Consider the following 26,777-nt stretch of genomic DNA (forward strand, 5'->3'; position numbering starts at 1 on the left):
CCGGCATTCACGCCGTGCCGCCAGCATGACCATGACCACCGGGGAGGGCCCGTGATGCAAAGTACCGTCCGTCGGATAGCGAAGCGCGGACAACGGAATCGCTTGACCGCCGCGGCCGCCATAGCCGTTCTCGGCGGCGGGCTCGCGATCAACGCGTGGATGAACCGGGACCCTGAAACGAAGGTCTACGAAGGTCCCGTGGCCGGCCACCTGCTGCTGGTCAGCTCCGACGGCCAGACCCTCACACTCAGCATCGGCTGGGGCTGCGAGAAGCAGCCCAAGCTCGTGGTGCGCGAGTCCACCGGCACGGTGAAGGTATCCCTACGCCACACGGTCCCCCCGGGATTCTGCGACCCGGGTGGCATCGGGCAGATCACGACCCACCTGAACAAGCCGCTGGGCACCAGGGCGTTGAACGACGCCACAGACAGGCCCGCCGTCCACTTCGACGAGCACGACCTTCACCGGCCCGCGTTCCTGCCGGAGAACTACTACCCCTACCCCGCAGGCAGGATGGCCCAGCTGCCCGGCCTGGCCCCGCTCCCGACCGACACTCCGGCCTGGGCCAGCGGGTACCGCCTGGGAACGGACCCCGAGCAGGGTTCCCTGATCATCAGCCAGATCCTCCGGAACGGCACACCACCGGAGGGCCGGGCCGCCACCATCAAGGGCCACCCCGCGACCATCACACCACCGAATTCCCAAGGTTCACCCCGCTCGCTGACATGGTCAGACGGGACCTACACCTTCGTCGTCACCACCGGCGGCCCCCCACGCCTCTCGGACGAGGAACTCATCCACGTCGGAGAGAGCCTCGGTAGCTGACACCACGACGGCGTCCGGTGGCGCCCCTGCACCAGTCAGGGCAGAACAACCTCGTCGAGGCCGGGTGATCTGCGCGACTCCGTGCTGCCCCAGCGGTGGATCGTGGTATGCGCTGCCGCCTTGCTTCGGGGTCTCCGAGTCCACCGTTCACAGCCGGTTCGTCATCTGGTCGCGGGCAGGGGTGTGGGTGCGGCTGCACGAGGCGGTCCGCGCCGCGCTGGGTGACGTCGGGGTCCCGGCCGGCGGCGCTGGTGACGGGAGACACCGCTGCGTCGGGTTTCGCGCTCGGCCGTGGTGACGGGACCTGCGGGTAGCCAGGGACGTGTCGGGTATTTGCTGATACCGCTCTTGACCTGCGAGAACCTGCTGGCTGGCGGGCTGCTTATCCCCTAGAGTCGGCGCTTCCGTTCCGGTCCGGGGCGGGGGCGTACCGGTGTGCTTCTTCGTCGGGCGCGTCGGGCGATTCCAGGAGTTGACGATTCGATGGTGTGTCTGGCGTGCGGGACGCGTCCGGCGGGAACGGACAGCGGCCGGTGCTTCGGCTGCGCGGAGGCGGCGCCCGGGTGGGCCGCCGCGCTGAAGCCGGCGAACGCCCTGGCCACGGCGGTGTCCGTCCTGCTCGGGCTGAACGCCGTCATGGCCGGGGTGCTGATCACGGTGGATGTCTGGTCCAACGTGCTCACCGGCCGGATACTGGACGGGGCTGATGACGTCGGCCCCGGGGACTTCGAGCCCCTGAAGGCGGTGGCGCGGACCCTCGATGCACTGCTCCCGTCGTTGCTGCTGGCCACTGCGGTGGTCTTCATCATCTGGTTCCACCACACCCGCAAGAATGCCGATCTGCTCGCACCCAACGGGCACCGCATGGGACGTGGCTGGACCATCGGCGCCTGGTTCACCCCGATCGCCCAGCTCTGGATCCCCTGGCAGCTGATGTCGGACTGCTGGCGGGCCAGCGCGCCGCTGGACGCCGAGGGACGGCGCAGCCAGCCGTCGCAGGCCACCGTCGTCATCTGGTGGTCGGCCCTCGTCGCTTCCGTCGTCGCCAGCCGGATCGCGGCCGTGCTGACCCGCCACACCGACCAGATGGACTCCATCGACCTCGAAAACCTGCGCACCGGCATCTGGGTAGAAGCCGGCGGGGCGGGCCTGCGGCTCGTGGCGGCGATCGCCGCGATGCTGGTGGTCCACCGCCTGACCGCGATGCAGCGGGCTCGCCGAGCCGACATCAACCCCCTCGCCGCCCGGGCCGCCCAGGAGGCCCGCACCAAGGCCATCACGACCCCCACCAGCTGAGCGCGCCCCGGTCTCCGTCGCCCCGGCCTGACGCTGGAAGAGCGCCGCGAGCGGGGACACGCAGCGACCGGTAGCGGCAGACACCACGCGGAATCCGGTCGGTGCCGGGCTGGAGCGGGCCCGGCTGCGGGCCTGCGGACCAGGGCGGGGTCCAGACCGGCCCGCGGGGGCTGCTCCGACAGAACGGGAACGCCGCGTGACGCCTGACGCTGCCGCGCCCGCCGCGTGGAGAATCCCGGCCTCGACGCCATCGACGTCACAATCGGACGTCTCGATCAATGGGGGGCAATGAACAACAACGACCCGTACCGCCGGCAGGTGCACGGGTGCTCCGTGGTCCTGGCCGTGCTCGTGCCGATCGGACTGCTGGGGATGCTCGGATACCTGGTCCGCGTCCACTCGGTCACGCACCAGTCCGGGCTCGGGCTCGAGGCGCTGGTCATAACCGGCGTGGCTGCCACCGGGGCCGCAGCCGGTGCGGGCTGGTCCTGGCTGGCGTCACGGCAGACCGACCGCCTCTGGTTCTCGGCGGGACTGGGAGCCGCGGTCACCCTGCCGTTCCTCGCCGTCTATGCCTTCCTCTGCGCCCTTCACGGCGGTCTGGCGAACGTCCACCTCGTGTGGTAGCACGTTCAGCCGTCCCGGCCGGCGCGTGCAGGGCACCGCACACCCCTCCGTGGCCAAGCCGGCTGCGGGCGAGGCCGCGGAGGGCGAGCAGCAGTCGGCCTCGGCGGACTGAAGCGCACGGCCAGCTACACCTACGACGCGGCCGGCAACCAGGGTGTAGCGCAGTTCCTCGGCGAGCAGGCCGTCGCTGCCTGGGATGATCTCGCGGCTGCTCACCTGGACGATCGCCTCGGCCACCCGCTCCAGCAGCCGGCCGTGGTCCTCCTCTCTCTGGCGGCCTCCCGCCGCGGGGCGTCGCCACCGTCTGTTCTGCACCTGACGCTTTCGGACGGCTTGCGAATGGTTCTGGACAGTGGTCGCCGTGCGAACGACACAGTTATGCGAAGCATGGATGGATTTCGTAGGCGACCGCTTGGCCGCCGGGGAGGGATAACACCATGCTTCGCAAGCTCGCGACAGCTGCGGCTGACACTGCAGTACCGCAGCCGTCTGTTCGACCGCATCGAGGTCGGGATGCTCTTCAAGGGCTACGACAAGGCGGTCGCCGAGGCCAACGGCTACGCGATCAAGACCAGCCCCCAAGGCTTCGAGTACTCCGTCAAGAAGAACGCGACCGAGGCCGAGGACGCCGCTGCCCAGCAGCTCGCTGCCGCGCGGTGGGGCATCAAGCCGGCCGCCAAGCCCGGCCACGACGTCGCGGACGACTACAGCGACTACTACAACCCGCAGTGCGGCACCGCCTGGCTGTCCGGCAACGCGGTGGGCAACCTCAGCGTCGACATCTCCACTGGATTCACCCTCAACCCCAACCAGCGGGCGATCTTCTACTACTGGGAGGTCGGCCTGTCCGACTCCGGCGGCGTCAGCCACCAGCACTGGGGCCCCGCCGGCCTGCTGGAGCGCCAGAGCTGGAAGGGCGACAAGCACGTCCCCGGCCTGTCGCCCAGCAACGGCATGGCCTGGGTCGAGAGCACCAGCTACGCCACGCTCGACGACGGGTCGAGCTGCTACCCGGCACCGGGCGCGGTGATCGTCCACTACGCCATCTTCTGATCCGGCAAACCGCCAACGGCGTGGGGCTTGTCCTGACAGGCTGCCAGGACAAGCCCCACGCCGACAGGAAGGACAGCACGTGTTCCGCATCCCGCCGGGAGCCGACCAGCCCAGGCGCGCCGTTCCCACCCACGACGAGACGCTGCGCGAGTTCGGCCGACCCATCGCGGCCCTGGCCCGCCCGGAGCCCGGGTGGACGATCCTGCTCGGCCGCGAAGGAATCGACGACTACCTGACCGACGTCGACGTCCAGTACACCCACCAGCGCTCCTACCGCGTCCGCGTGCGCACCACCCGGCCGGCGCCAGAGCACTTCAGGGCCAAGCCGCGCACGCGCCTGGAGGACCTTCTCAACAACACGATCTCCAACTTCGACGAAGGCGAACTCGACCCCCGTGCATCAGCCGAGACACTCCTGAACCCTGTCCCCGCCACAACCGGGGAGGCGGTGCTGCGCCTCGACGGCCAGGAGCACACCGTCCGTACGGTGATCCGGGGTGGCTTCTTCGCAGCCGTGCTCGAGCTCGGCGACCAGACCATCGCCGTGGCAGCACCAGAGTCGCTGCGCGACGTTGCCCTCGACCTGACCTGGATTCAGCCTGGCCAGCCGCTGTAGGTGAGACAAGTCTGCTGGCCCAGGCCGGGGGCGGCTGCCCTGGCCGGATACTCCCCACCGCGGGCGGAACGGTGAGTCTCGCCCGAATGTCTGGGCGAGACAGGTTCGGGGAGACGGACGTGAACACGCCCTCGCGGCCTGAGCAAGCAAGTCGGTGAACCTATGCGGTCATCGCCTAGCGCCTTCCGGAGTGGGCGACGCGACCCTCCAGGGGCCGGGGATGATGATGGGCCGGGTCTTTTCCGTACGCGGTGCGGCCGGCCTCCGCGGCGGCATTCATTGTGGAGGTCCGGGCAAGTGGCTTGGCCTCCACTCACCGCACCCGACCGACGACTGCCTTACGCGCCGTAAGGTGCCCCCGGCCGACGCCGGGGCTGATGGCAGGGGACGTTCGGCATGGCCCATCGGCATGCCGCTCCCTGCGTGCACTGGGCAACTGACCAGCGATGTTGACGTTATGCTGTCAGGCGGTCTACGGGCCGTGTCAGGGGATTGTGGGGGGACGATGGGTAGTGATGGCGTCGGGACGGGGGTTCGGTGCCCGCCCGGAGAAGCTCGGAGACGCTGGCGACAAGCTGGTGTCGGCCAGTGGGGACGTGGGTGGCGTCAAGGAGACCCTGGGAAAGCTCAGCATGTCCGACGCTGCCGTTTTCGGTCAGTACGCGGGTGACGCGGCGAAGGCCTTCTGGTCGGCGTGGCAGGACGAGCTGCAGGTGAACGTCGACGCGCTGTCGGACCTCGGGGGCAAGGTGCACACCACCGCGGCCAACTACACCCAGACGGACCACGGCGTCCAGCAGCAGTACCAGCAGGGGGCCTGAGCGTGCCGGATCACGATGCGCATCCGCTCGGTGACGACAAGGGCGGCAGCCAGCGGCAACAGGCCGAGAGGCTGCAGAAGACCATCGACGAGTCCCACGGCATGTGGGGCGCGGGCGACTTGAAGTACGCCGTCCATGACGCTCTGCAGCTGCCCGCTCCCAAGGGAGACTCCGGCAAGCTCGGCGAACTGGCCGCCGCCTACAACACGGCCAGCAGCCAGCTGGACCAGATCCAGATGAAGGTGGCGCAGGTCAGCTCGAAGCATCTGCCCGACGCCTGGACCGGGCAGGTCGGCGAGAAGGCGGCTGAGGTGGTCAAGGCCTCCGCCGACGACCTCGGGCGCTGCCGGGACATGCTGGGCAAGGGCCGGGACCAGCTCAAGGCGCTGGCCTCCGCGCTGAGCGAGGCGCAGACCCTGGACGGCCAGGGCGCCGCGCCGCTGAGCGAGGCGTTGAACCTGCTGCACGACATCACCGTCTCCGGCGCGCCGGACCCGTTCCACTGGGACGACGACAAGATGCACCGCGCCCACGCGAAGGCGAAGGAGGGCATCAAGTCGATCTACGACGCTGCGGTGAAGGCCGAGAACGCGGGCCGCGCCGCTTCGCGGGAATTGAATGCCCTGGCGGGCAAGGCGCTGGCCGGCAAGTTCAAGAACAAGGGGCTCGGCGCGGAGGACAAGCTGGTCATTGCCGATGCCGCCCTCGACGGGAACCAGGGCAACGGTGGCATCCTCACAGCCAACGACGTGACGCGGGCCGGCCAGTTCATGGACAAGATGAGTGACGCCGACCGGGCCCGCTTCGACCATCTGCTGGCCGGCAGCAAGTCGGCCGAGGAGCGCGCCTACCTGATGAAGGCTCTGGCCGCCGGGCACAGCTACGACGAGATCAAGGCCTTCGACGACCAGATCCACGCGCACGGCGACGACCCCCGCTGGCTCACCGAGCGGATCGCCCCCGTGCAGCTCGAAGCGGTCTCAGCCCAGACGGCGGGGACCGGCTACAAGGGTGTCAACTGGGATCAGGGCCAGCTCAACACCTGCGTGGCGGGCTCGACAGTGACCGCCCGGGCGATGGTCGACCCGCTGTACGCCTTCCAGCTCACCACCGGCGGCCACCCGGACGACCCGGCGTACGACAACGGACCTGCCTCGCTCCAGCGATGGTTGAAGGAGACCGACCGGGTCTACGACACCCGCTCCTCCTGGATGCACCTGGGCCAGGACGGGATGTACGACTGGGAGTCCAAGGACGTCGCCGACGACGAGATCGCCAAGCACACCGGCGCGCAGTACCACACCGTGGACCTCGACAGCCATGACAAGCGCCAGAACGCGCTGGCCGAGATCGAGCAGAAGGTCGATGAGGGCAAGCCCGTCCCGCTGTCCGTCCACGGCGGAACCTTGTTCAATCCCCACGGCCACCAGATGATGATCATCGCGCACCGCGGCGACCAGCTGGAGATCTACAACCCCTGGGGCTACACCGTCTGGGTCAGTGAAAGCGACTTCATCAACAACCACATGCAAGGCGCCTCCGACGAGAGGCACCCCGAAGTCCGCAGCGTCCGAATGCCCGAGTGAGGTTCCAATTGAACACCCCACAGTCCCAGAGCGACGGCCGGCTGGGCGAGCTGGACGTCGAGATCCTGCTGCGCTTCGGCCTGCCGAACCCGGGAGGGCACCGCTCCACCCTGTTCGGTGACGGCGCGGTGGCCGCCGCGATCACCGTTGACCGGCTCGGCGTGCTGCCGCGTGCCCTGGTCTTCCTCGGCGAGGTGGTCCGCACCGGCGGCACCCGCTTCGCGGCCGGGCTGCCCGAGCCGCTTCCCGGCCCGGCAGCGTCAGTGGCGCGCGGCTGGCTGACGGCCGCCGCCATGGTCGTGCAGAACCCAGCGGGCGACCAGCTCGTCGCCCGCTGGCTCGACGCGGTCGCCGCCGTGCTGGCGCTGCGCGTCACTCATCGGGAGGTGAGCGCATGAAGCGGCGGTGGCGGCGGATCCTGCTGGCGGTGGCCGCGGTGCTGGCCGTCGCGGTCACCGTGGGCGCAGTGGCCATCCATCGGATGACCACCGGCAGACTCGACCACGGCACGGTGTTCACCCAGACCTCGGGCCAGCTCACCGTCAAACCCGGCGAGCTGTTCTCGATCGAGGTGTTCGCCAACCGGGAGGCGGGCGACAACTGGACCATGGCCACCCCCGCCCCCGACCCGGCCCTCGTGCAGGCCGCCGGCGACGAGTACGTCCAGAACTTCGGTCTGGCCAACCTGACCGGCGCGCTCGGCGCGGATTCCGGCGGTCACTACTACTTCGTCTTCCGGGCCGGCCAGAACCCAGGCCGCACCACCGTCACCATGCACGTCGCGTACCGGGACGAGCTGGGCGGGACCTTCTCCGGCGGCCCGGAACGGACTAAGCGCCAGTTCACCATCGACGTCCACTGAGCCGCCTCGGGCCTACCCCGCGTGAAGATCCACCTGGACCGGACCGTGGCGCTCGCGGTGCCGGCCGTCGAAGGCATCGGGCACCTCGCCCTGGACGCGAGCGATCCCGCCCGCCTGACACAGGCCGCCCGCGGCGCCGTCGCGATCCACGGCTGCGCCGCACCGCCGCTGGCGCAGTGGGCCGCGCAGTGGCCCGCCCTCACCTCCGCGCTGTGCGCGGCGGCCGAGGACAGCGGCGCCGTGCTGGTCATGCTCGGCAACCTGTACGGCTACGGCCCGGTCGAGGGCCCGCTGACCGAGGACCTGCCGCCGGCCGCGACCGGCCCCAAGGGCCGGGTGCGGGCGGCGGGCTGGGAGCAGGCGAGGGCCCTGCACGAGGCCGGGCGGATCCGCGCCGTGGAGGTGCGCGCCTCGGACTTCTTCGGCCCCGGCGTCACCGACGGCGGCCACCTGGCCTCCCGCGCGATGCCGAACCTGCTCAAGGGCCGTCCGGTCGCCGTCCTCGGCGACCCGGACACCCCGCACAGCTGGACCTACCTGTCCGACGTGGCCCGCGCGATGGCCGAACTCGCCACCGGGGAACGCGCCTGGGGCCGCCCCTGGCACGTCCCCACCGCCCCCGCCCTGCCGGTGCGCGCCATGGTCGAACGCCTCGCCGCCGAGGCCGGCACCGGCCCCGTCGCGGTGCGCCGTCTGTCCCCCGTCCTGCTGGGCGCAGCCGGGCTGTTCTCTCCCCTGCTGCGTGAACTGCGCGAGGTCCGCTACCAGTTCGACCGCCCCTTCGTCATGGACTCCTCCGCGTACGAGGCGGCCTTCACCCTCCGGGCGACCCCTCTGGAGCAGCAGCTCGAGGCAACCGTCGGCTGGTGGCGCGAGCGGCTGCGGACGGCCTGAGGCGCGGTGGGCGACGGGCTGACGCACGGGGCGGGTGCGGCGCGTGGCAGGATGACCACCGCACGTACGCGAATCGCCGTGCGTTCCGCTCGCAGTTCGTCTGCCCAGGATCGGGGGGATCCTTTTGTCCACGTCCAGAACTTTGGTCGCCGCCTGTGCGGTGGCCGTCGTGGCCGTTGTCGCCCTTGCGGGGTGCGCGTCCAACAACATGGACTTGTCCGGCTCGATGTGGGCGGGCAGCGGCTCGCCTTCGGCGGTCGGCAGCTCGCCGTCCATCACGGCCGCCTCGCCCGCCGCTTCCGCCTCACCCGCCGGCACTTCGCCGACGATCGACAGCAACGCCTCGCCCGTCGTCAGCAGCCCGAGCGCCACGCCGAGCGGCCCCAAGCCGCTGAGCGGCAGGCAGCTGAAGCCGCTGCTGCCCACCTCGGCGACCCTGCCAGCCGGCTGGACGATGAAGGACAACACCGAGTCCGACACCGGCGACGCCTTCGAGGACGAGCCGAACCCGACGCTGCTGAACAACCCCTGCACGTGGCTCTCCACCGCGAGCGGGGGCACGCTCGGACTCGGCTACCAGACCGCGCACGCCATGGAGATGGTGTCCGACGGCGACAACGAGTCCCGGATCGACCTGGGTTCCTACTTCCCCGGCACCGCCGTCAAGCAGCTGGACCTCATCCGGGCGTACGCCGACAAGTGCAAGACGTACACCGGCCAGGACTGGGACAAGAAGCCGGTGCCGCACACTGTGACCGTCACCCCGGTGCCGGGCCTCGGCGACGAGGCCATCGACCTGGTGAACACCCCTAAGGGCCCGTACGCGACCCAGGAGGTGCTCGCCGTCCGGATCGGCGACAAGATCCTCTTCCTGGACGGCGACAACATCGTGGACCGGCTGCCGCACATCAAGGACCTCGCGGCCCCGATCGCCAAGCACATCAAGGAGGTTGCGCCCTGAGGCTCCTGGGGCTTGTGGGGCTCAGTGCTCCTTGATGCTGTCCGCACCCCGGTAGCCCGTCGGCACGCCCTCGGCGGTGATCACGTCGGCGACCATGTGCCGGGTGCGCTGTGCGACTTCGGAGGCGAGGGTGTCCTGGTCCCGCAGCCGATCCACCGCCCGAGTCACCACGTTGTCAGTGGACGCGCTGAGGGTCGGGCCCTGTTCGGGCAGAGCGCTTAGGAAGGCGTACTGGTTCTCACGAACGTGGCGAGCGGTCAGGAGGGTCGCCGGCCGCCTGCGGTAGGACTCGACGGTGCGGACCCGCCAGTGGCCGTTCTCCTCCCGGATCTCCCAGCCGGCCGCGCTGGAGATCTCACTGCGGCGGCCTGTTACTCCCACCGACCGCCGCACGATAGTCCACTGCTCTGCTGTTGGGGCTGTCACGGGCTGCATGATGATCCGTCCTTCGCCCGCCGTTGATCCGCACGCACCCGTAGCGGTTGGCCTCCCGCCGGCCGGGCCCGCGTGGAACGCACCCCCCTCGTTCCCGGGCCCGGCCGTCTGCGCTTTCCGTCGCGCGCCTTCGATCGCCACCCCGACGTGCTCGCAGCCCAACGGCGCGAGCGTGCCCGTATCCGCAGCGAGAAGGGCATCCGCTGGGGCGGACGGATGCGCATCCTGGCGTCCTGACCACCGGAGAAGCAAGCTCGCGGGCGAGCGATAGGGTCACCCGCGTGCGGTCCCGGCGCAGGCCTACCGCAGGCGGCATGGGAGGCCCGATGACCACATGGCGGCGGTTCGAACGCCGAGAGGCCACGCTCGAATTTTTGGAGATCCGTCAGGAAGGGATCCGCTGCTTCCTTCGCTGGGGCTCTGACCGCACCTCGGGCAAGGGGAGCACGACGATCCTCGACGACGAGGAACAGGCGCGGCGCCATGCAGCACGCAAGATCAACGAACGTATCCGCAAGGGCTTTACCGAGGTAGACCCGCCCTGCGATCCGGCAGAAGCCGAGGCCGGGACACCGGTGCTGGACGTCATCACCGGGTCTGCCGGTCCCCACGCGCCAGCACCCCAGTACCTGCCGGTCGACGGCTTCGACCAGGTCTACCGCCGCGCACACACGCCCGATCACCCGATGGGCTTCTTCGAGTACTACGTGCTGCGTGAGCAGGGGCGCAGAGCGGTCCGCTTCACAGTGCGAGCCAGCAGCCACCAGGACACGGTGGTGGCCGGGTTCCTGGAGTTCCTCTGCACCAGACGTGACCTCGCCTTCGGCGGCCAGTCCCACCACAAGGTGGCCTTGCCGAGCCCAGTCGGGTCCTTCGATCACGCGCTGTTCTGCTCGCCGGCACTGGGCCGCGCGTGCGCTGCATATCCGGCAGCGGCAGCGCGGGTCGCGACAGCCTTCCCCGTGTTCAACTGCGAGATCGGGGACGAGGATCCGGAAGTGCTGGTAGACGCCCGCATCCACGGTCACGCCGCGCTGCCCTACAGCGACTGGGGACGGTCGCCGTATCCCGCCGTTGACATGCGCTTCGACATCCAGCCGTCGCACTACCGACCGTCACCGAAATTCAAGGTCTATCGGTCGGTCGACCTCCAGAAGCTCATGGACGTACTGCCCACGGCATCGCCGCAGAGCTGGCTGGAGGTGCGGTCCTTCCGAGGCGAAACCACGCGCCTCCAACCCGACACGACCATGTCCTTCGCTGACGTGTTGTCCTCTCTGATCAACTGAAAAAACGGCGAGCGTGTCAGAAACTTTCTGACACGCTCCCGCCTGGGCTCCGCACGGTGAAGCCTGCGAGCGGCCGGGCCCGTACACAGCCCGGCCGCCCTCACTCGCATCCTGCGGGCCGCTTGCCGAGGGCGGTCCTCTCGGCCTTGGCGGGGGCCGTGCTGGTGCTCTTCCGCGCCGGAGACTCCTTGCCGGCCTGTTTGGCGGTGCTGGTGCTCTTCACGGCGCCGCTGGTCTTCGGGTGCTGCTCCTGGGCGTCGGCGAGGGCGCGCTCGCGCGGCGCGGATCCTCCAGACGGTGAAGCTGCGGGCGTTCAACCCGCGGGCGGTCGAGTGGCAGCGTATGCACGCCGTCGCCGCCGTGTTCCACCTGGGGCACGGCCACCTCGACCCCACCGACAAGACGGAGCACGGCGAGCTGATCTCCTGGCTCGACCGGCAGCGCTACCTGAACGGCCAGGGCCTGCTCGATGCCGTTCGGGTCTCGGAGCTGGACGCGCTCGGCATGATCTGGTCCAAGCACGCCAACGCCTGGGAACGCGGCTACGCCTACGCCCGCGCCTGGGCCGCCCACCACGGCCACCTGGCGATCCCGGCGACGGAGAAGCTGGACGGCTACGCGGTCGGCGCCTGGATGCGCCGCCAGCGCAAGGCCGAGGCCCTCGGCGCCGACCAGGCGGCGAAGCTGGACGCGCTGGACGAGTTGTGGCGGCTGGAGCCGGACTGGAACCGCTCCTACCGCCGCCTGCTCGCCTACCTCGCCGCCGGCGGAACCCTCGACGGCCCCGCCAACCGCACCGGCAGCGAAGCCGACCCGGCGTTTAGGCCCGGCGCGTGGCTGCGCAAACAGGACAAGGCCCGCATCGACGGCAAGCTGACCGAGCAGCAGTCCGCCCTCCTGGACGCGCTCACCCGGCACGCCATGACCGTGACCGGCTGACCCGTCGCACCTCGACGGCTGGCACTGGCCTTGTGCAGCAGCTGGGTCGCGCCCGCCGCCCGGACCTGGGCCGCCCGATCCTCGACGTCGGCGGCCTGGACGTCGGCGGCCTGGACGGATCGGGCCTACTCGTCGGCAGCACCTCGTCGTCGACGCCGACGACGGCCTGCCCCTGCTCTCCATGAGCGCCGACGGCGCCATCGACCTGCTGCACCTGGCGCTGTGCCAAGGCCTGCTCTGATCGGCCAACCGGGCGATTGGACGCGGCGGGCCGTCACGCGCCCGCCCGCCCGGGGGTTCGGCAGCGAGTAGTCCCCCGTCGAGATGAGGAGGGCGCTGATGCGTCTCACCCGCTCCGCCGTCGTGGCAGCCGCAGTGCTGCTGACCGTCGGCCTGTCCAGCCCCGCTGCCTACGCCCAGACCCGCAGCATGCACCGGGGCGTGGACGGCTGTATCGCGTGGTCGTACGACCCGGGGGTGTGGAGCACGACCGTCTACCTGCACAACCGCTGTGACACCACCCGCCTGGCGAAGATCGCGTGGAAGTGGTCCGGACTTAGAAGTCATCTCATTTGGATGGCTAGACTCTGGGCGTGCTGATCGTGGAGCGTCTGGTGCCGGACGAGTTGTGGGAGCTGTTCCAGTTGGTGGTGCCGGCGGCGCCGACCCGGCCACAGGGCGGTGGCCGACGCCGTTACGGGGATCGCGAGGTGTTGGCGGCGATCGTCTTCGTGGCAACCTCCGGGTGCACGTGGGCCCAACTGCCGCCCTGCTTCGGCCCGTCCGGGCCGACTGCCCATCGGCGGTTCGCCGAGTGGAGCAAGGCACGGGTGTGGGCCAAGCTCCACCGGGTCGTCCTGGACGAACTCGGCGCACGGGGCGAGCTGGACTGGTCGCGCTGCGCGGTTGACTCCGTGAACATGCGAGCCCTGAAAAGGGGGACCTGACAGGTCCGAATCCTGTCGATCGGGGCAAGTACGGGTCGAAGATCCACCTGCTCACCGAACGCACCGGTTTACCCCTGTCGCTCGCGATATCCGGCGCCAACGTCCACGACAGCCAGGCCCTGATCCCGCTGACCGATGCCATCCCGCCCATCCGCTCGCGCCGCGGCCCCAGGCGACGCAGGCCAGGCAAACTCCACGGCGACAAGGCCTACGACCACCGATTCATCCGCGCCTACCTGCGACGACGCCGGATCCCGGCCCGCATCGCCCGCCGGGGCGTCGACTCCTCCCAGCGCCTGGGCCGACACCGATGGGTGATCGAGCGCACCGTCGCCTGGCTCAACGGTTTCCGCCGCCTCCACCGCCGCTACGAACGCAAGGGCGAGCACTTCGCCGCGTTCGCCAGCATCGCCGCAGCAGTCATCTGCCTGCGGAGAATCCCCAAATGAGATGACTTCTTAAAGTCTCGGAGATCAAGCTGGCAGGGGACGCCAAGGCACACGAGGAACGGCGCTCCGACGTCGACACCATCTAAGAGGGCATTTGGTGAGAGTAGTTTGCCCTTTATGTTCTAGTAAGTTCCTCGCCAGGTTGGTGTGGTCTCGTCCGTTATGCGCTTGGTGAGGTTGTCGATCGAGGCGATGTGGATCATGGCTTCGGAGCTGGTCGGGAGGGTCTCGTAGTCGCGGGCGAGACGGCGGCGTTGCATGATCCACCCCAAGCTTCGTTCGACCACCCATCGCCTTTTCACCACGTGGAATCCAGGGACGTCGGACTCCGGTGGACGACCTCGACGTCGATTCCGAGGCTTGCGCCGTGCTCGATCATGGCGTTCTTGAAGCCGGTGTCGACCCAGCTCTTGGAGATGCTCGGGTAGGTCTTCTTGGCCTGGTTGAGGAGGCGTATTCCCAGGGCGTTCTCGGACAGGCTCGCGGCGGTGACGGCGACGGCGAGGATGAGTCCGATGGTGTCGGTGAGGATGCCCCTCTTCCGGCCGACGATTTTCTTCGCGGCGTCGGTTCCCTGGCTGGTCAGGGGCACGTTGGTGGAGGTCTTCACGCTCTGGGTGTCGATCACCGAGGCGGTCGGCTCGGGTTTGCGGCCTCCCTTTACTCGGGCCAGTCCGGTGAGGTCGTAGTTGAGTTGGGCGAATATTCCCTCGTCACGCCAGGCGGCGTAGTAGGCATAGACGGTGCCGTGGTTGGGGAAGTCGTGCGGGAGATACTTCCAGGGGATTCCCGTGCGGTTGACGTAGATGATCGCATTGAAGACGTCGCGCAAGTCGACCTTCGCCGGCTGACCGGTCGGCCGCCGGTCGAGCCGAGCCTTTCTCCATGCCGTCAGAATCGGCTCGATCAGGGCCCATCGGGCGTCGGACAGATCACTCGGGTACGGCTTGCGCTCGGTCATGACACAGCGTCAGCACGGATGGCGCGGAGGATCTCGTTCCGCTGCCTGTTGGGCGTTTCTATGACTTCTTCAAACCAGACGGATCCCAGAACCCGGAAGCGGATGAGACGGACTCTGGCTTTCGCTGCCCCTGTGAGGGCATACCTCGTCTTCTCCGTAGATCGGGGCAAATCATGACATGGACGAAGGCCGTATAGCGGATGATCGCTATCAAAATGCCCACTGAGCTCCTCAGTGCTGGGTACGGCGTCGGCGGCCGCGGTGACGGCCCGGTCCAGGCGGCGGACGCGCTCCAGCACCTCGGGGTCGCGGCCCAGCGGCCCGGTCTCGGACATCAGCCGGTCGAGTGCCTCCGTGATCGCCCGGTGGTCACCGGGGCCGGTCTTGCCGCCCTTTCCCACGCCGTTCGAGCCGTCGTCGGCGGGAAGGCCGGCGATCTCGTCGCTGAGGCGGCGGACGTGCTCGACGGTGTCGGGGTATCGGACGATGGTGGTGGCGCGTCCATCGAGCTTCTCGCGCAGCGCGGCGATGATCTCTGAGGCAGACATGCCATTCGTGGGGCTGGTCACCCGCGCCGTCCCCTGGGAGAAGTAACGCTCCTGGGCGGGTCGCGCAGCGCCTGGACGGCCTCGTATCCGTGATGGGGCACGGGGCCGCCGTTGCTCGCGGTGCCGAGGCAGAGGACGGATGCGTGCTGTTCGTGCCTTTCAGGGGTTCCGCAGGCCGTTGGCCACCCGGAGGAGCTCGGAGGGCGAGAGCGCCGCGTGGTGCGGGTCGATGCTCACCACGGTGAAGGTGCTGACGCCGTCGGACCATGTGAGGGCGCGTTCGGAATCCGTGTCGCACACGAGGGATGCGCTGTGGCCGTTGACGGACATCGGTGGACCGGCATGGGTGCCCGGTGCCGGGTCGTGGGTGCCGGCTGCGGGGAGGTTTTGGGTGATGCTCAGCGCGGGTTTGCCGACGGTCGCGTAGTAGCGGGTCCAGGAGGGCACGGTGTCGCTGCGGTTGTACGGATTGGGAGTCCAGGGTCCGGCCACGGAGCCGAAGACCTGTGGGACGTCCGATATTGCGGTGAAGCCCGGGGGGAGGTAGCCGACGTCGGCGAGCCGGGCGGCGGGGAACGGGACGAAGGGCTTTCCCGTGTTGGCCTCCGACAGCTGTCTGGTCCCCAGAGAGGCGTGGAGTGTGAGACTGACCAGACGGCCGGCTGAGGGGCACTCGTGGGTCTGGTCCACGGTGCGCCCGGTCTTCAGATCCGCGGCGACCGTCTGCGGCGTCTCGCGCGCAAACAGCCGCGGTTCGGCCTCCTGGCACGGTGCCCACATGACCGGTGTTGTGAGGGTGCGGCCGTCGGCGCTGAGGAGCACCTGGCTGAACAGCCCCGCGTCAGCTCTGGGCTCGCGGTCCGCATAGCGCACCACTGCGGACAGAGCAGCCAGGGCGACGACGGCGCCCACGGCGGGGAGGGCCTTGCGGCGCCCCGGTGATGGCATTCGACCACTCCACGTTCGACGGCACGGCCTGTCCTGTTCGACCCGATGTCACCACAGTTCCAACGCTTTCGCAGTGGCCCGCCCTCCGGCGAGCGACCGTGACACTGTTGGGCATTGGGCGCGTCGGAGGATAGTACACACGTCCCCGTGGAGCGCCCGGCGCAGGTGTGTCGGGGCGAGGGGAAGGCGTTCGGTGCCGCGGTCGACCGTCCCCCGTGGACGTGGCGCCCGATGGTGTGCACGCCCGCCCGGGATCCCCTTCTTCCCGGCCCTGCCACGACAGTACCGCACCCGCCTTCGACCCGGCCCGGCGAAGCGGGCCCCACCGCACCGCCGTCACCTTCCATACCGCCCACAGCTCCGCACGGCCCGCCGGCGTCCCCGCGATCTCCACCACGGCCCAGGCGGCTCCTCGAGGCCCGAGTACTACCGGCCGGCTGAGGGACCGGGGCGGCCCGCGCCCTGACGGGCGAGGGCGGCGGTCCACTGCGGGAACTGCGTGATCGGTACGCAGGACGCGGCGGCGGTCTCGGGGCGCACTGCTGCGGCGGGGAGGAACGCGACGCGGCAGTGGCGGCACAACCAGGTCTCCCGCCACACCCGTGGGGCCGAGGGGAAGTCCCACAAGCAAGCGGTCCTCGCCCTCGCCAGGCGTCGCCTCGACGTCCTCTGGGCCCTCATACGCGACCACCGCACGTTTGCTGTCGAGCCACCCCAGCACGACCTCGCTACGGCATAGCCCGCTCACCAAGCGTCACCGACGCTCTTGACAAACCCGATTGGGAATCACAGAACGTCCTCTGGCAGCCGAACGCGGGGCGGAGAGTCCGGTCAGCCGTAGAGCGGTTGGGCGACTGAGACAGTGACCCGGTCGCCGAAGCGGCCGCGCAGGTCTGCCTGGGCGCTGGCCAGATTTCCGCTGACGCCGACCTCCACCACGCCGCGGGTGAAGCTCACCGCCGATCCGTCACCCACACTGACGATGCTGTAGTCGCTCGTGTGCCCTATCAGTGCCGCGACCCGGTTGCGGGTGGCGGCCAGCTCGTTGATCGAGCGCGGCGCGTCGCGCAGGTCCACGCGCACGCCCAGACCCAGGTGGGCGAGGGCGGCGTCGAAGCCGCCACCGCCCGGCTTCCGGTAGACGATGACGCCACCGCCCGGAACGTCCACCATCAGGCCAGTGAAGACATCCTGGTAGGAGCCGCCGAGGTGTGAGACCGCATCTGCGGCCGTGTCCAGCTGCTGCTGATCCGGTCGGCCCGAGCTCGGCGGAGGGCTTGCGGCGACGGCGGACGCGGCGGCACTCGTCGGCGGAGGGCTTACGGCGACGGCGGACGCGGCGGTACTCGTCGGCACGGGAGTGGACGGCGCGACATCGGTGTGTCCAGCGCAGGCTGCGCAAGCCAGCAGAGCGGTCAAGGCCAGGGTGACAGCGGTCAGGTGTATCGGCGTTGGGGTACGGGGCATCGATTCAGCCTCACTTCATCGGCGACGGTTCGTGATCGTACGCGGGCGCGAAGCGGCGTGCGTAAGGAAGGGGACGCGGCGCCTACCACCTGCCGGGCAAATCGCCTAAATTTATGACGATTTCTCTTGCTAGGAGATGGTAAATCCTTGACCGTTATGCCCGGAATGCGCGGAAAGGTGATTCTGGGGCTTTTGTTTGTGTGCGGCAAGTGTCTGCTCGGGGCTACTATGCGGGGTGCGCGATCACCCAAATGGCTGATTGCATCTCATATGGGGGGAATTGAGTGGCTGCTCAAAGAAGTAACTCCGGCCGGAAGTGGATAATTTTGGCCACTGCTCTGCTGGCATCGGTGTCTGCAATTGCTCCAGCTATCGCTATATCGGGGGGCGGCGCCCCCAGTCCTGCGCCGACTCGGCCGGGCTCTTCGTCCAATAAGAAGATTCCAGCCGGCGGTACCACTGCAGCTGCACTGGCGGAGGTCACCAAGCCGGAGACCCTCGAGCTCATGAAGAAGCAGGAGGCACTGGACAAGGTCGTCGACCGGATCGTCGGAGGGCGGGAGGAACATGCTCGGGATCGGATCCCAGGATTTTCCGAGGTAGAGGTCGACCCGGGGGCCAACCGCATCACCTTGCATTGGAAGGGGGAGCTCCCGGACGCGGTTCGCGGTGTGCTCCAAGACCTTCCGGGGGGCGTGAGCGTGCAGGTCGTGCCTGCCAAGTACTCCAAGGCGGAGCTGCACGCAGCTCGCGAGAAGCTGCTGTCGAACGGCAAGCCAGTCCCCCTCGCAGCGAAGAGGGCAAGTCACATCAGCAGCATCGGGCCGTCGCTTGACGGAAGTGGCCTTGACCTCGGCTATGAGGCGGACGACGAGCGGGTGCCTGGGGCACTCCTTGCGCCACTTTCTACCGAAGAGCTGACGCCGCAGGTGGAGGCCATCGCGTCGGCCGTTGCCGGTGTGGAAGTCCACGCCCGCCATCAAAAAACGGTTGTGGACCTGTCGCGAGGCGCAGACTCCGAGCCCTGGTACGGCGGTGCTGGTGTACTGACTCCCGGTGGGACGATCTGTTCCACTGGCTTCGGGGTGTACAAGCCTGCGGACATGTACAAGAGCTTGGTCACCACTGCGTGGCACTGCGGCGCCGGCTCGTACAATACCTGGTACAGTCAGCAGTATATGGGTTACGCCAATGAGGGTGACGGAAACGCCGCCGATGACACGATTGGTATCGTCCCGCGCGACTCCCAGAAATCGGGCGGGTACGTCTATACCCTCGCGTGGAACGAACCCAGCGATTATGCCATGCAGGTCTCCGGATCCGGCGGCAACAATGTTGGCGACTATGTCTGCCAGTCCGCCGCCAACTCGGGGGCGCACTGCAATATTCGCGTCGCCCAAGTGGATCGACAGATCTTGGGGCCCAACGGCGTCTGGCGTAAGTTCGCTGACGAGGCCGTGCAGACGGACCCCAACAACATCGCCGCCGCCAACGGAGACAGCGGTGGACCTGTCTTCGTGACGAGTGACAACGGAACCAAGATCCAGGCCCGCGGGACCATCACCTCTCTTGAGTCGGAGCAGGACTGCGCTGGCCGACAGACCGCTGACGGCGGATGGCGTACGCCGTGGTGCTTTCATGGGATGTGGTACGTCCCGATTTCCCAGACGCTCGCCGACATGGGGTGGGTCCTGAGGACAAGCAACCCGTAAAGATAACGGCCATGGGTGAAATTGGGGTCGGGGCGTGTTGGCCTGGCGGTTCGGCTGGTGGGATCAGCAGACGGCGTCGCGGGCGAGGACCAGTTCGGTGCTCGCCCGGTGGCGGGCCGGGCGTCGTGCGGAGCGGTCGGAGACCAGCCCGGCGATGGCCAGATGGGTTCACCGCGATCGCCGCCCCCGCGCCGGCCCGCCGACGCGAAGCCCGTACCCTCCTGGTTCTGCTGCTCAACCGCAAGCTCTGACCTGCCTACTCAACCCCGCACGGAACCCGAACGACACCGCTGAATCCGGTCACCGAAGGCGCCGACCACCACCAAGTGGTCGGCGCCTTCGGCATGCCGTGTGCTGGGTCAGAGCTGCTTGAGAGCAGCCTCGGTGGTGGCGGCCAGGACGAAGGCCTCGACGTCGGCTTCGACGGGGAAGGATTCCGCCCTGCCGCCGCCCCACTTGATGGCGGAGATCAACCAGCCGGCGGTGAAGGGGACCGGGATGTCGTACCGGTGACGGGCCTGGTGGGCGATCAGACCGTAGGTACGGGTGGCGGGCCGCTCATCGCTCAGCAACCACCGTAGCGCCTGCGCCGTCTGCGGCGTTGGGTCGGGCAGGCCGGCGTACTGCGCGCTCTCGTAAGTGGCCTCTCCCTCAGCCCACTTCTTGCGGAACGCGGTGGTACTTGGGCTGGTCAGCGACAGGAGCGCGGCGTCGAGCAGCACCCCGGTGACGACGTGGAGCGGGAGTTCGGCGGCCTGGTCGAACACGTGTGATCTCCGATCTGCCAGCAGCAATACCCAGCCACGCTACGTGCCGATCCAGTGACTCCGGGCCCGAACGAGAAGATCCGCCACCACCGTCGGGTGTGACCTGTTGGTTGTTGTGGCGTGTCGGTGATTCGCTGATTGATCTTGTTGGTGAACTGGGGGTTTGCAGGTTGGTTGAGAAGTGTGGGGTGGGGTTGGGCTCGTGTTCGGGGGTGGGGGGTCGGTTCCGCCGGTGTCGTTGGCTGACCGTTTGGGCTGTGCGGCCTGCGTGTTTGTGTGGTTGGTTGAGAATCAGCGGATGGCATGAGAAATGGTGGGACTTTCCGCAGTTTGGTTGAGAGCCCTGTATGCGGGTGGGCCGGCGTGGGTGGTACTGGGCGTGGTCCGTCCTGGCCGCCACCACGGTCGCGGTTGACAACCGCGCGTACCCGGTGATCCCGCGGCGGTGCCCCCCGTGACAAGGCGCTGGCCGGGACCGCGTGCAGCACCTGGAGTGCGGCCTTGCGGTGAACGGCCGGCCCGTTCTCCTCGATCAGCCGGACCGCGTCGTCCACGATCTCTTCGCTGGGGATAATCGGCTTGCCCGTGCGGTCCGTCCTGGGGCAAGGTCCGCACCATGTCCGAACAGCACGAACTCGAACTGCGCCGCCTGAGCTCCGACGATTGGCCACTCTGGCGCGAGCTCCGCCTCGCCGCTCTCGCCGAGGCCCCCTACGCCTTCGGCTCCACCCTCGCCGACTGGCAGGGCCCCGGCGACCACGAGGAGCGCTGGCGCTCCCGACTGGAGATCCCCGGCGCCCTGGACCTGGTCGCGGTCCTCGACGGCACCCCCGTCGCCATGGCCACCGGCGTCCCGGCTGACGAGGACCCGTCCGCCGCCGAGCTGATCTCCATGTGGGTCGCCCCGGCCGCCCGCGGCCGGGGCGTCGGCGACCGTCTCATTGCCGAGATCGCCCGATGGGCCGCCGACGAGGGCTACCGGACCCTCAAGCTCGCCGTCATGCCCCACAACGACGCCGCCATCGCCCTCTACCGCCGCAACGGCTTCGCCGACACCGACGAACTCGGCGACCTCCTCGACGACGGCACCATCCGCGAACTCGTCCTGGCGCAGGCCCTATAGGGGACTGTCGCGCCGGGACGGTGAGCATCTCGGCGGCCGGCCGCAGATCCGCCACCGCCGAACGCACCCCGGCCGCTGCCGCGCCGACCAGGACCACCAACAGCAGCCGCGGGAACGCCCTCCAGCGCAGCCCCCACGCCCGATTCGACCCGCCCACGCCGACACCCCACGGTTGCGCGACGCGCTCGTTGCCGAACTGGTCGCATCGGACGGCCGCCACGAGCACATCTGCGTCGTGCGCGTCACTTGCTGACACCCTCCGGGTCCGGGCGCCTGAGCGCCCTGGCGCCGCGTGGCGGACAACGGTGGCGCGGTCAGGCGTGCAGCAGCATGCCGACGTTGCGCCCCTGAGCGTCGCGGCAGGTGAACACGTTCATCCCCTCCTGGTTGACGCGCAGGGCGAGGACGGGCCCGTCCGGCTCCAGCTGCCAGCTCTCGGAGGGCTTTCCCGTCCTGCCGGTGGCCTCCGCGCCCGGGTTCACCTCGTGCCTGCGGTCGCCTGCCTCGGCGAAGTCCTGGGCGAAGCGGACGGCGGACCGGTTGTCCGCCAGCGCGTGGACCAGGAGGACTCCGGTGAAGGTGTCGAGGAACTCGACATCCTCGTCCATCCCGACCGGGTAGGCGTCGTCCAGGCGCAGCAGGGCCGCCGTGATCTCGGGCTCGTCCGGGTCGGCGTCGAGGACCAGGTACGCCACTATCTGGGGGACCTCGATGGCGTACCCGTCGCTGCCCTGCGGGTCACCGATGTGTACGGTCACGCCCTCGGGTACGCGCAGTTCCACCCGGCGCAGTGGCCACGGTGCGGCCGGGTCGAGGCCGGCGTCGAGCGCGGGCAGGGCGGCGAGCAGCTCAGGCAGGACGTCCACGGTTCACTCCTTCATCTGGTGTCCGATCAAGGACGGCGGCCGGGGACGGACGGTTCCTTCCATCCCGAAGTGCCCGTCCCCGACAACGGGGACGAGCAGTTCCCGCGCGCTCGGGATGCCGCCCACCGGGCCCTGGGCACCGCCGTGGAGCAGTCGGCCGGGTCCCGTGGGCGGGATTGGCTCGTGGTCGGGTGATGTTGGAGGTCAGCAGGTACCGCCCGCCGCTCAGCTCGACGGTTACCGCATCCTCCCAACCTTCGTCGCGGGCGGTCGCCTCGGCGACCGCCCGCGAGGCCCGTGTCCTCGTCCGCGTAGCACCACCTGGGAAGAAAGACGAGGTGATCGGGTAGCCAGGCGACGGCCTGTGGTTCACCGCCGAGCGTCAGTACGTCCCCGTGCCCGGGCAGCGGCACGGAATCCGCGTACTCCGAGGTACGGGGCAGCGCCTGCTCCCAGCCGTCCCACCCGGCCAGGGCCCGCTCCGGGACGAGCGCCTACCGGGCGGTGTCAGTCGATTCGAGCCAGCCGTCGACCGGCTCGAACCCGGGCTGGTCGGACCGGGCCGGGCGCTCATCCTTCGAGTGGACACCGTTCATGGTCCGGATCATGCCATCCGCCGTGGACAGTCCGAGGACGGCTCGGCGCGCCGGCTGAGCCGGCTTGGTCAGCCGAGCAGGTAGCCGTAGTTGCTGTCGTTCGCGCAGACGCTCCAGAGGGTGTCGTCGTTGGCCGCGCACGGGGCGTCGAGCTCGGCGAGAAGGTCCAGGGCGATCCGCTCCAAGGTGAACTTCCCGAAGTAGACGTTTCCCTTCGTTTCTGCCCCTACCGCCTGGTCCGCAACTGTCGGAGCGTCCAGCCCGGCCCGAGCGTGCGGGTGTGGGTGGTGAAGAGTTCGGCGGCGCGGCGGTAGGAGAGGCGGGCGCGGCCGGTGTAGGGGCAGCGGTCCGGCGCGGGGGTGTCGGCGGGGGCTCGGCGGTCGGTGAGGAAGAGCGGGCCTTCGGTGCGGCCGGCGACGAGGAGGGGGAGGAGCCGGGCGGTGCCCGCCCGCCAGTGGACGGGGGTGTGCCCGGGGCGGGTGCGGCGGTGAGGGAGGTCGAGGTGGTTGGTGTTCAGCGCCAGGACGGTTTCGATCGCGAGGCCGGACTCGTGCAGCAGGTGCCACAGCGTCTGCTCGCGCAGCGGGGCGCGTAGGGCGAACAGGGCGCGCAGTTCGTCGGGGGTCAAGGGGGTGGTGGTCGTGGGGGGTTCCGGTAGTGGCCGGGGGCGCAGGTCCGCGGTCGGGTCGCCGTCGATCCAACCGCGGGCCCGCCACCAGGCCGCGGCCGCGCGCAGGGTGGAGATCTCCCGGTTGAGGGTGCGCGGGTCCGTTTCGGCGGCGCGGTGGGCGACGGCGCCGCGGAGCCGGTCGGCGGCGTCCGGGTGGTCGAGCAGGGCGAGCGGCAGGACGGGCGGCCGGGCTTGCCGCCGTTCGGGGCCGGCGGGGGCGGGACGGTCGGCGAGGGCCCAGGCCCAGGTGGCCAGTGCGATCCGGTAGATCCGCCGGGAGTTGCGGGCGAGCCCGGAGGCGGCCAGGTAGCGCTCGACGGCGACGCCGTACTCGACCGGTGGAAGCTCTGTCATATCCGCCTTCTTCCGCAGTAAATATGTGCCGACGAGTCGCCGGCAAGTTACCTCGATCTCGCAGTAAATAGCAGATCGGAGGCCATGTCGATGCCTGTTTACTGCGGGATGAACGGCGTCTGCGTGAATTGATGCGATAAGGCTCAAGTTTTTTTCCGCAAACTCTTGAGTTGTCTTCCTCCGAAACCGCAGACTTGCTGCCCATGGCAGTGGAAACAGAACGGATCCCGGCCCGCCGGAGGCGCCCTGGTGGCCGGCTCGAGGTGCTGGGAGAGCGCGATTTCACGCGGTTCTTCGTCGGCTACACGACCTCGCTCGTCGGCTCGTCGATGGCGCCGGTGGCGGTGGCCTTCGCGGTGCTCGACGGGGGTGGCGGCGGCACCGACCTCGGATGGGTGATGGCAGCCCGGATCCTCCCCGTGGTGCTGGTGCTGCTGGCCGGCGGGGTGAGCGCGGACCGGTTCGGCAGCCGGCGGTTGATGCTGGGCTCGGACCTGCTGCGCGGCCTGGTCCAGGCCCTGTTCGCCGGATTGCTGGCGGTCGGGCGCGCGCCGGTGTGGGCGATGGTCGCCCTGGTCGCCGTCTGGGGGATCGGTGAGGGCCTGTTCATGCCCGCCTTCGGCGCGGTGGTGCCCGAACTGGTGCGCCGCAAGGAGTTGGTGGCGGACGCCAACACCTTGCTCGGACTGTCCCGTTCGGTGTCGGCGGTGGTCGGTCCCGCCGCGGCCGGTCTGGTGACCGCGGCGCGTGGCCCGGCCGCGGTGCTGGTGTTCGACGCGGTGACGTACGGCGTCGGCGCCTTCGCGCTGGCCCGGCTGCGGCTGCCCGAGCGGGCGGCGGCTGACGGTGGCGAGTCGGTGCTCCGGGAACTGCGCGCCGGCTGGTCGGAGTTCGCCTCCCGCCCGTGGCTGTGGATCACCACCGCGCAGACGGGTCTGTTCAACCTGCTGGTCTGGGCCCCGTTCCTGGTGTTGGGACCGCTCACCGCCCAGCGGGACCTCGGCGGTGCCCGCGCCTGGGGCCTCGTGATGGGCTTGTACGGTGCCGGCGCCGTGTCGGGCGGGCTGTTGATGCTCGGCCGCGTGCCCGCCCGCCCGCTCGCGGTGGCATCCGTGGCGGCACTGGGCTGGGCGCTGCCCTCCGGGGCGCTCGCGGCGGGGGCCTCACTGGCCTGGGTGGGGGCCGGGGCCCTGGTGGCCGGGATCGGTTCGGCGGTCTGCGGAACGCTCTACAGCACGACGACGCAGAGGTGGGTGCCGGTGGAGTTGCTCGGTCGACTGACCTCCTTCGGCGTGCTCGGCTCCTTCGCCCTCGGTCCGCTCGGCCTGGCGGCGGCCGGGCCGTTGGCGGGCCGGTTCGGGACGGGCGCCGTGCTACTCGTCGGCTCGGTATGGCAACTGGTTTCCGGAGCCGTCGTGTTGGGCCTACCAGCCGTACGGAACCGCCGCTGGGAGGACGGCCCGGAGAACTGACCAGATCCCTCGGACGGCTCCGGGGCGCACCCCCGGCCTCCGGTGCGGCTCACCGCGTGCCGCGCCCGGCCGGCCCCGGAGCGGGACCGGCTGCCCCACCCGCACACACACGCCTGCGCGGCGGGCGGGGCGGCCGACCCGGTCGTACGGCGGAGGGTGCGGCGGCGCAAGAGGTCGTCCAATGCCCGGTCCGCTCACCATCAGCCACCACGAGTCCGCGGTTGCCATGGACCACCCCGAGGCTGAGCGGCTCGCCACCGTGCCGGCCGAGCTGACGTACCTGTTGGAGATTCCGGGACCGCACCGGATCAACGACGCGCAGCCCGCCCCGCTATGAGGGCCGCACCCCGAGCAGGCGGCCCGTTTCGACGGCCTGTCGGCCCGGGGCCACGTGGCCACCCTACTGCCGACCGGCACACGGGTGACCGCCGTCATCGCGGCGGTCATCGCACGCGGCCTGAACGGCGACGATAACGAACTCCTGACGCAGTAAATTCTCGACCCGATGGAATGTGCCGTAATTCCTCGCAAAATTAAGGAACCGTCATGCCAGCGCGCCTTGCCGTAGACATGAACCAGGAACACATCTGCCTGCGCCCGATAGTCGAATCCGACTTCCCGTACTTCCTCGCCCTGCTGAACGACCCCGCCGTCATGGGCGAACACCTCTGGACCGGCTGGCGGCAGCCGGATCGCATCCACCGCGTCTGGGCTGAGACCGGCCTGCTCACAGACGAGCAATGGACGCTCGCGATCACCACCGACGGCGAGTTCTGCGGCTATGCCGCCGCCATGCGGGAGGGGGCGTCACCGGCCGCCCCGCACTGGAGCATCGGCGCGCAGCTGCTGCCCGAAGCACGTGGCCGGGGAATCGGCACGCGCGCCCACAGGCTTTTCGCTGACTACCTGTTCGCGCACTCGCCAGTGATGCGGCTGGAGGCGGAGACCGAATCCACCAACCTGGCCGAGCAGCGGGTCCTGGAAAAGGTCGGATTCACCCGCGAAGGCGTACAGCGCGCGCACACCTTCCGCGACGGCGAATGGCGGGACATGGTGCTCTACAGCCTGCTGCGCACCGACCCCCTGGTCTGAGCCGGTGCGGCCGGAACCCGCGTTTTGGGTGCGTTCCGGGTCTGTACGGGTGCGCGTTCAGCGTTCGGTCGCCTTGCCGGGTTGGCCGCGTTTCCCCTGGTCAAGTGGCTGTCCCATCCCACTCACCACCCGGACTTACCTTCCGGGGCCCCTGCCTGGGGTTTGTGGTGGGTGGGTTGGGGCGTTGGTCGGTGTGGTCGGGCGCTGCGCTGTGCTCTTGTTCTCGCGTCCGGCTGGTGCCGGCCGCTCGTGTGGGTGTGGGTGGGGCGGGCGGCGGTCCCGTGGCGGTCAGGCGGGCTTCGGGGGTGGTGGCCACAGGAGACGGACTTTGCCGTAGCGGGCGCGGGCGGCGTCCGCGCTGAGTCCGAGCGCCTTGCCGATCGTGGCCCAGGTGGCGCTGGCCTCGTGGTCGGCGATCACCGCGCACCGGACCAGCTCGCGGGTCAGCTGCTGGAAGTCGGCCGCCGCGGTGCGGTGGGCGCCGGGCAGGCCTTGCTGGGCGTGCAGCGCTTCGGCGATCAGTTCGTCCAGGGCGAGTGCGTGTGTCTGGAGTTCCTGGCTGATCTGGAGCAGGGCCACGCGCGCGTGGATCGCGGCCTTG

Annotated in this window: 30 protein-coding genes and 3 pseudogenes; 23 read left to right on the forward strand and 10 right to left on the reverse strand. The window is 69.5% G+C overall.

From position 1 onward, the window contains the following. The first annotated feature begins 102 nt into the window (after nt 1–102). The 12 genes and pseudogenes from BOQ63_RS06790 to BOQ63_RS06845 all read left to right on the forward strand — a co-directional run bounded on the left by BOQ63_RS06790 (nt 103) and on the right by BOQ63_RS06845 (nt 9,541). Nucleotides 103–825 (forward strand): hypothetical protein, encoded by a 723-nt coding sequence (locus BOQ63_RS06790; RefSeq protein WP_072653696.1) that lies wholly within the window; start codon nt 103–105, stop codon nt 823–825. Between the two features lie 91 nt (nt 826–916). Further along, nucleotides 917–1,060: pseudogene (locus tag BOQ63_RS06795) on the forward strand (IS5/IS1182 family transposase); the annotation flags it as partial. Nucleotides 1,061–1,308: 248 nt separating this feature from the next. After that, nucleotides 1,309–2,121, forward strand: coding sequence for a DUF4328 domain-containing protein (locus BOQ63_RS06800; RefSeq protein WP_072653697.1), 813 nt, complete (start codon nt 1,309–1,311; stop codon nt 2,119–2,121). Nucleotides 2,122–2,409: 288 nt separating this feature from the next. Further along, nucleotides 2,410–2,748: a hypothetical protein gene (locus tag BOQ63_RS06805; RefSeq protein ID WP_072653698.1), complete on the forward strand. Its 339-nt coding sequence runs from the start codon at nt 2,410–2,412 to the stop codon at nt 2,746–2,748. Between the two features lie 513 nt (nt 2,749–3,261). Further along, a complete protein-coding gene (locus BOQ63_RS06810; RefSeq protein ID WP_072653699.1) occupies nt 3,262–3,801 on the forward strand; it encodes a hypothetical protein in 540 nt (179 codons plus the stop codon). Between the two features lie 79 nt (nt 3,802–3,880). Then, entirely contained in the window at nt 3,881–4,417 is a 537-nt protein-coding gene (locus BOQ63_RS06815; RefSeq protein ID WP_072653700.1) for a hypothetical protein, read from the forward strand. A gap of 515 nt (nt 4,418–4,932) precedes the next feature. After that, on the forward strand, nt 4,933–5,238 hold the full coding sequence (locus tag BOQ63_RS06820) for a type VII secretion target (RefSeq protein ID WP_072653701.1): 306 nt from the start codon (nt 4,933–4,935) through the stop codon (nt 5,236–5,238). A gap of 2 nt (nt 5,239–5,240) precedes the next feature. Continuing rightward, complete coding sequence (locus BOQ63_RS06825) at nt 5,241–6,824, forward strand: hypothetical protein (protein ID WP_072653702.1); 1,584 nt, start codon at nt 5,241–5,243, stop codon at nt 6,822–6,824. A gap of 8 nt (nt 6,825–6,832) precedes the next feature. Next, nucleotides 6,833–7,222: a hypothetical protein gene (locus tag BOQ63_RS06830; RefSeq protein WP_191093638.1), complete on the forward strand. Its 390-nt coding sequence runs from the start codon at nt 6,833–6,835 to the stop codon at nt 7,220–7,222. Then, the gene (locus BOQ63_RS06835) at nt 7,219–7,686 is read left to right on the forward strand and encodes a protease inhibitor I42 family protein (RefSeq protein WP_072653704.1); all 468 of its coding nucleotides are present in this window, start codon (nt 7,219–7,221) and stop codon (nt 7,684–7,686) included. The genes BOQ63_RS06830 and BOQ63_RS06835 overlap by 4 nt, the downstream gene beginning before the upstream one ends. Before the next feature lie 21 nt (nt 7,687–7,707). Beyond that, nucleotides 7,708–8,580, forward strand: coding sequence for an NAD-dependent epimerase/dehydratase family protein (locus tag BOQ63_RS06840; protein ID WP_150476332.1), 873 nt, complete (start codon nt 7,708–7,710; stop codon nt 8,578–8,580). A 169-nt stretch (nt 8,581–8,749) separates the two neighbouring features. Then, nucleotides 8,750–9,541, forward strand: a complete 792-nt coding sequence (locus BOQ63_RS06845; protein ID WP_143174656.1) for a hypothetical protein — start codon at nt 8,750–8,752, stop codon at nt 9,539–9,541. A 21-nt stretch (nt 9,542–9,562) separates the two neighbouring features. Here the strand turns inward: BOQ63_RS06845 and BOQ63_RS06850 are convergent, their stop codons facing one another. Next, nucleotides 9,563–9,976: a hypothetical protein gene (locus BOQ63_RS06850; protein WP_072653707.1), complete on the reverse strand. Its 414-nt coding sequence runs from the start codon at nt 9,974–9,976 to the stop codon at nt 9,563–9,565. 326 nt (nt 9,977–10,302) lie between these two features. Here BOQ63_RS06850 and BOQ63_RS06855 point away from each other — a divergent pair, with 326 nt between their 5' ends. Beyond that, nucleotides 10,303–11,265: a WGR domain-containing protein gene (locus BOQ63_RS06855; RefSeq protein ID WP_223886197.1), complete on the forward strand. Its 963-nt coding sequence runs from the start codon at nt 10,303–10,305 to the stop codon at nt 11,263–11,265. Nucleotides 11,266–11,365: 100 nt separating this feature from the next. Here the strand turns inward: BOQ63_RS06855 and BOQ63_RS06860 are convergent, their stop codons facing one another. Further along, a complete protein-coding gene (locus BOQ63_RS06860; RefSeq protein ID WP_318299398.1) occupies nt 11,366–11,488 on the reverse strand; it encodes a hypothetical protein in 123 nt (40 codons plus the stop codon). 74 nt (nt 11,489–11,562) lie between these two features. Between BOQ63_RS06860 and BOQ63_RS06865 the strand changes: the two genes are divergently transcribed. The 4 genes from BOQ63_RS06865 to BOQ63_RS06880 all read left to right on the forward strand — a co-directional run bounded on the left by BOQ63_RS06865 (nt 11,563) and on the right by BOQ63_RS06880 (nt 13,600). Further along, nucleotides 11,563–12,204, forward strand: coding sequence for a helicase associated domain-containing protein (locus BOQ63_RS06865; protein WP_223886198.1), 642 nt, complete (start codon nt 11,563–11,565; stop codon nt 12,202–12,204). A 32-nt stretch (nt 12,205–12,236) separates the two neighbouring features. Further along, a complete protein-coding gene (locus BOQ63_RS06870; protein ID WP_167395668.1) occupies nt 12,237–12,389 on the forward strand; it encodes a hypothetical protein in 153 nt (50 codons plus the stop codon). Nucleotides 12,390–12,543: 154 nt separating this feature from the next. Continuing rightward, entirely contained in the window at nt 12,544–12,804 is a 261-nt protein-coding gene (locus BOQ63_RS06875; RefSeq protein ID WP_072653710.1) for a hypothetical protein, read from the forward strand. Then, nucleotides 12,804–13,600, forward strand: a protein-coding gene (locus BOQ63_RS06880; protein WP_167395688.1) for an IS5 family transposase whose coding sequence is annotated in 2 segments (ribosomal slippage) — nt 12,804–13,140 and nt 13,140–13,600 — 798 coding nt in all. Because the reading frame shifts where the segments join, the coding sequence is not laid out codon by codon here. Before BOQ63_RS06875 ends, BOQ63_RS06880 begins: the two co-directional genes overlap by 1 nt. Nucleotides 13,601–13,722: 122 nt before the next feature. On the opposite strand, the pseudogene BOQ63_RS06885 reads toward BOQ63_RS06880, so the two are convergent. The 3 genes and pseudogenes from BOQ63_RS06885 to BOQ63_RS06895 form a co-directional block, all read right to left on the reverse strand. Next, a pseudogene (locus tag BOQ63_RS06885) lies at nt 13,723–14,561 on the reverse strand (IS5 family transposase). Then, the gene (locus BOQ63_RS06890; protein ID WP_150476334.1) at nt 14,558–15,130 is read right to left on the reverse strand and encodes a hypothetical protein; all 573 of its coding nucleotides are present in this window, start codon (nt 15,128–15,130) and stop codon (nt 14,558–14,560) included. The pseudogene BOQ63_RS06885 and the gene BOQ63_RS06890 overlap by 4 nt, the downstream one beginning before the upstream one ends. Nucleotides 15,131–15,268: 138 nt before the next feature. Further along, entirely contained in the window at nt 15,269–16,057 is a 789-nt protein-coding gene (locus BOQ63_RS06895) for a hypothetical protein (protein ID WP_030558152.1), read from the reverse strand. A 610-nt stretch (nt 16,058–16,667) separates the two neighbouring features. Here BOQ63_RS06895 and BOQ63_RS06900 point away from each other — a divergent pair. Then, nucleotides 16,668–16,796 (forward strand): annotated as a pseudogene (locus tag BOQ63_RS06900) (IS110 family transposase); the annotation flags it as partial. 92 nt (nt 16,797–16,888) lie between these two features. Here the strand turns inward: BOQ63_RS06900 and BOQ63_RS06905 are convergent. After that, nucleotides 16,889–17,230 (reverse strand): hypothetical protein, encoded by a 342-nt coding sequence (locus tag BOQ63_RS06905; protein ID WP_050366262.1) that lies wholly within the window; start codon nt 17,228–17,230, stop codon nt 16,889–16,891. Between the two features lie 800 nt (nt 17,231–18,030). On the opposite strand from BOQ63_RS06905, the gene BOQ63_RS06910 reads away from it, so the two are divergent. After that, nucleotides 18,031–19,236 (forward strand): trypsin-like serine protease, encoded by a 1,206-nt coding sequence (locus tag BOQ63_RS06910; RefSeq protein WP_050366261.1) that lies wholly within the window; start codon nt 18,031–18,033, stop codon nt 19,234–19,236. A gap of 359 nt (nt 19,237–19,595) precedes the next feature. On the opposite strand, the gene BOQ63_RS06915 is transcribed toward BOQ63_RS06910, so the two are convergent. After that, entirely contained in the window at nt 19,596–20,003 is a 408-nt protein-coding gene (locus BOQ63_RS06915; protein ID WP_030558159.1) for a hypothetical protein, read from the reverse strand. 616 nt (nt 20,004–20,619) lie between these two features. Between BOQ63_RS06915 and BOQ63_RS06920 the strand changes: the two genes are divergently transcribed. Beyond that, nucleotides 20,620–21,126 (forward strand): GNAT family N-acetyltransferase, encoded by a 507-nt coding sequence (locus BOQ63_RS06920; RefSeq protein ID WP_030558160.1) that lies wholly within the window; start codon nt 20,620–20,622, stop codon nt 21,124–21,126. 314 nt (nt 21,127–21,440) lie between these two features. Here BOQ63_RS06920 and BOQ63_RS06925 read toward each other — a convergent pair whose 3' ends face one another. Both BOQ63_RS06925 and BOQ63_RS06930 read right to left on the reverse strand, forming a co-directional pair. After that, nucleotides 21,441–21,992: a hypothetical protein gene (locus BOQ63_RS06925; RefSeq protein ID WP_030558161.1), complete on the reverse strand. Its 552-nt coding sequence runs from the start codon at nt 21,990–21,992 to the stop codon at nt 21,441–21,443. Between the two features lie 822 nt (nt 21,993–22,814). Beyond that, the gene (locus tag BOQ63_RS06930; RefSeq protein WP_072653713.1) at nt 22,815–23,612 is read right to left on the reverse strand and encodes a hypothetical protein; all 798 of its coding nucleotides are present in this window, start codon (nt 23,610–23,612) and stop codon (nt 22,815–22,817) included. Between the two features lie 203 nt (nt 23,613–23,815). On the opposite strand from BOQ63_RS06930, the gene BOQ63_RS06935 reads away from it, so the two are divergent. From BOQ63_RS06935 to BOQ63_RS06945, 3 genes are all read left to right on the forward strand, one after another. Beyond that, the gene (locus BOQ63_RS06935) at nt 23,816–25,084 is read left to right on the forward strand and encodes an MFS transporter (protein ID WP_072653714.1); all 1,269 of its coding nucleotides are present in this window, start codon (nt 23,816–23,818) and stop codon (nt 25,082–25,084) included. A gap of 181 nt (nt 25,085–25,265) precedes the next feature. Next, nucleotides 25,266–25,421, forward strand: coding sequence for a hypothetical protein (locus BOQ63_RS06940; RefSeq protein WP_157846660.1), 156 nt, complete (start codon nt 25,266–25,268; stop codon nt 25,419–25,421). 209 nt (nt 25,422–25,630) lie between these two features. Next, nucleotides 25,631–26,176: a GNAT family N-acetyltransferase gene (locus BOQ63_RS06945; protein ID WP_072653715.1), complete on the forward strand. Its 546-nt coding sequence runs from the start codon at nt 25,631–25,633 to the stop codon at nt 26,174–26,176. 288 nt (nt 26,177–26,464) lie between these two features. On the opposite strand, the gene BOQ63_RS06950 is transcribed toward BOQ63_RS06945, so the two are convergent. Then, nucleotides 26,465–26,755 carry a hypothetical protein gene (locus BOQ63_RS06950; protein ID WP_072653716.1) on the reverse strand — a complete coding sequence of 97 codons (291 nt, stop codon included), beginning with the start codon at nt 26,753–26,755 and terminating at the stop codon, nt 26,465–26,467. Nucleotides 26,756–26,777: the final 22 nt, after the last annotated feature.

This window comes from Streptomyces viridifaciens, from assembly GCF_001888885.2.
Lineage (GTDB): Bacteria > Actinomycetota > Actinomycetes > Streptomycetales > Streptomycetaceae > Kitasatospora > Kitasatospora aureofaciens.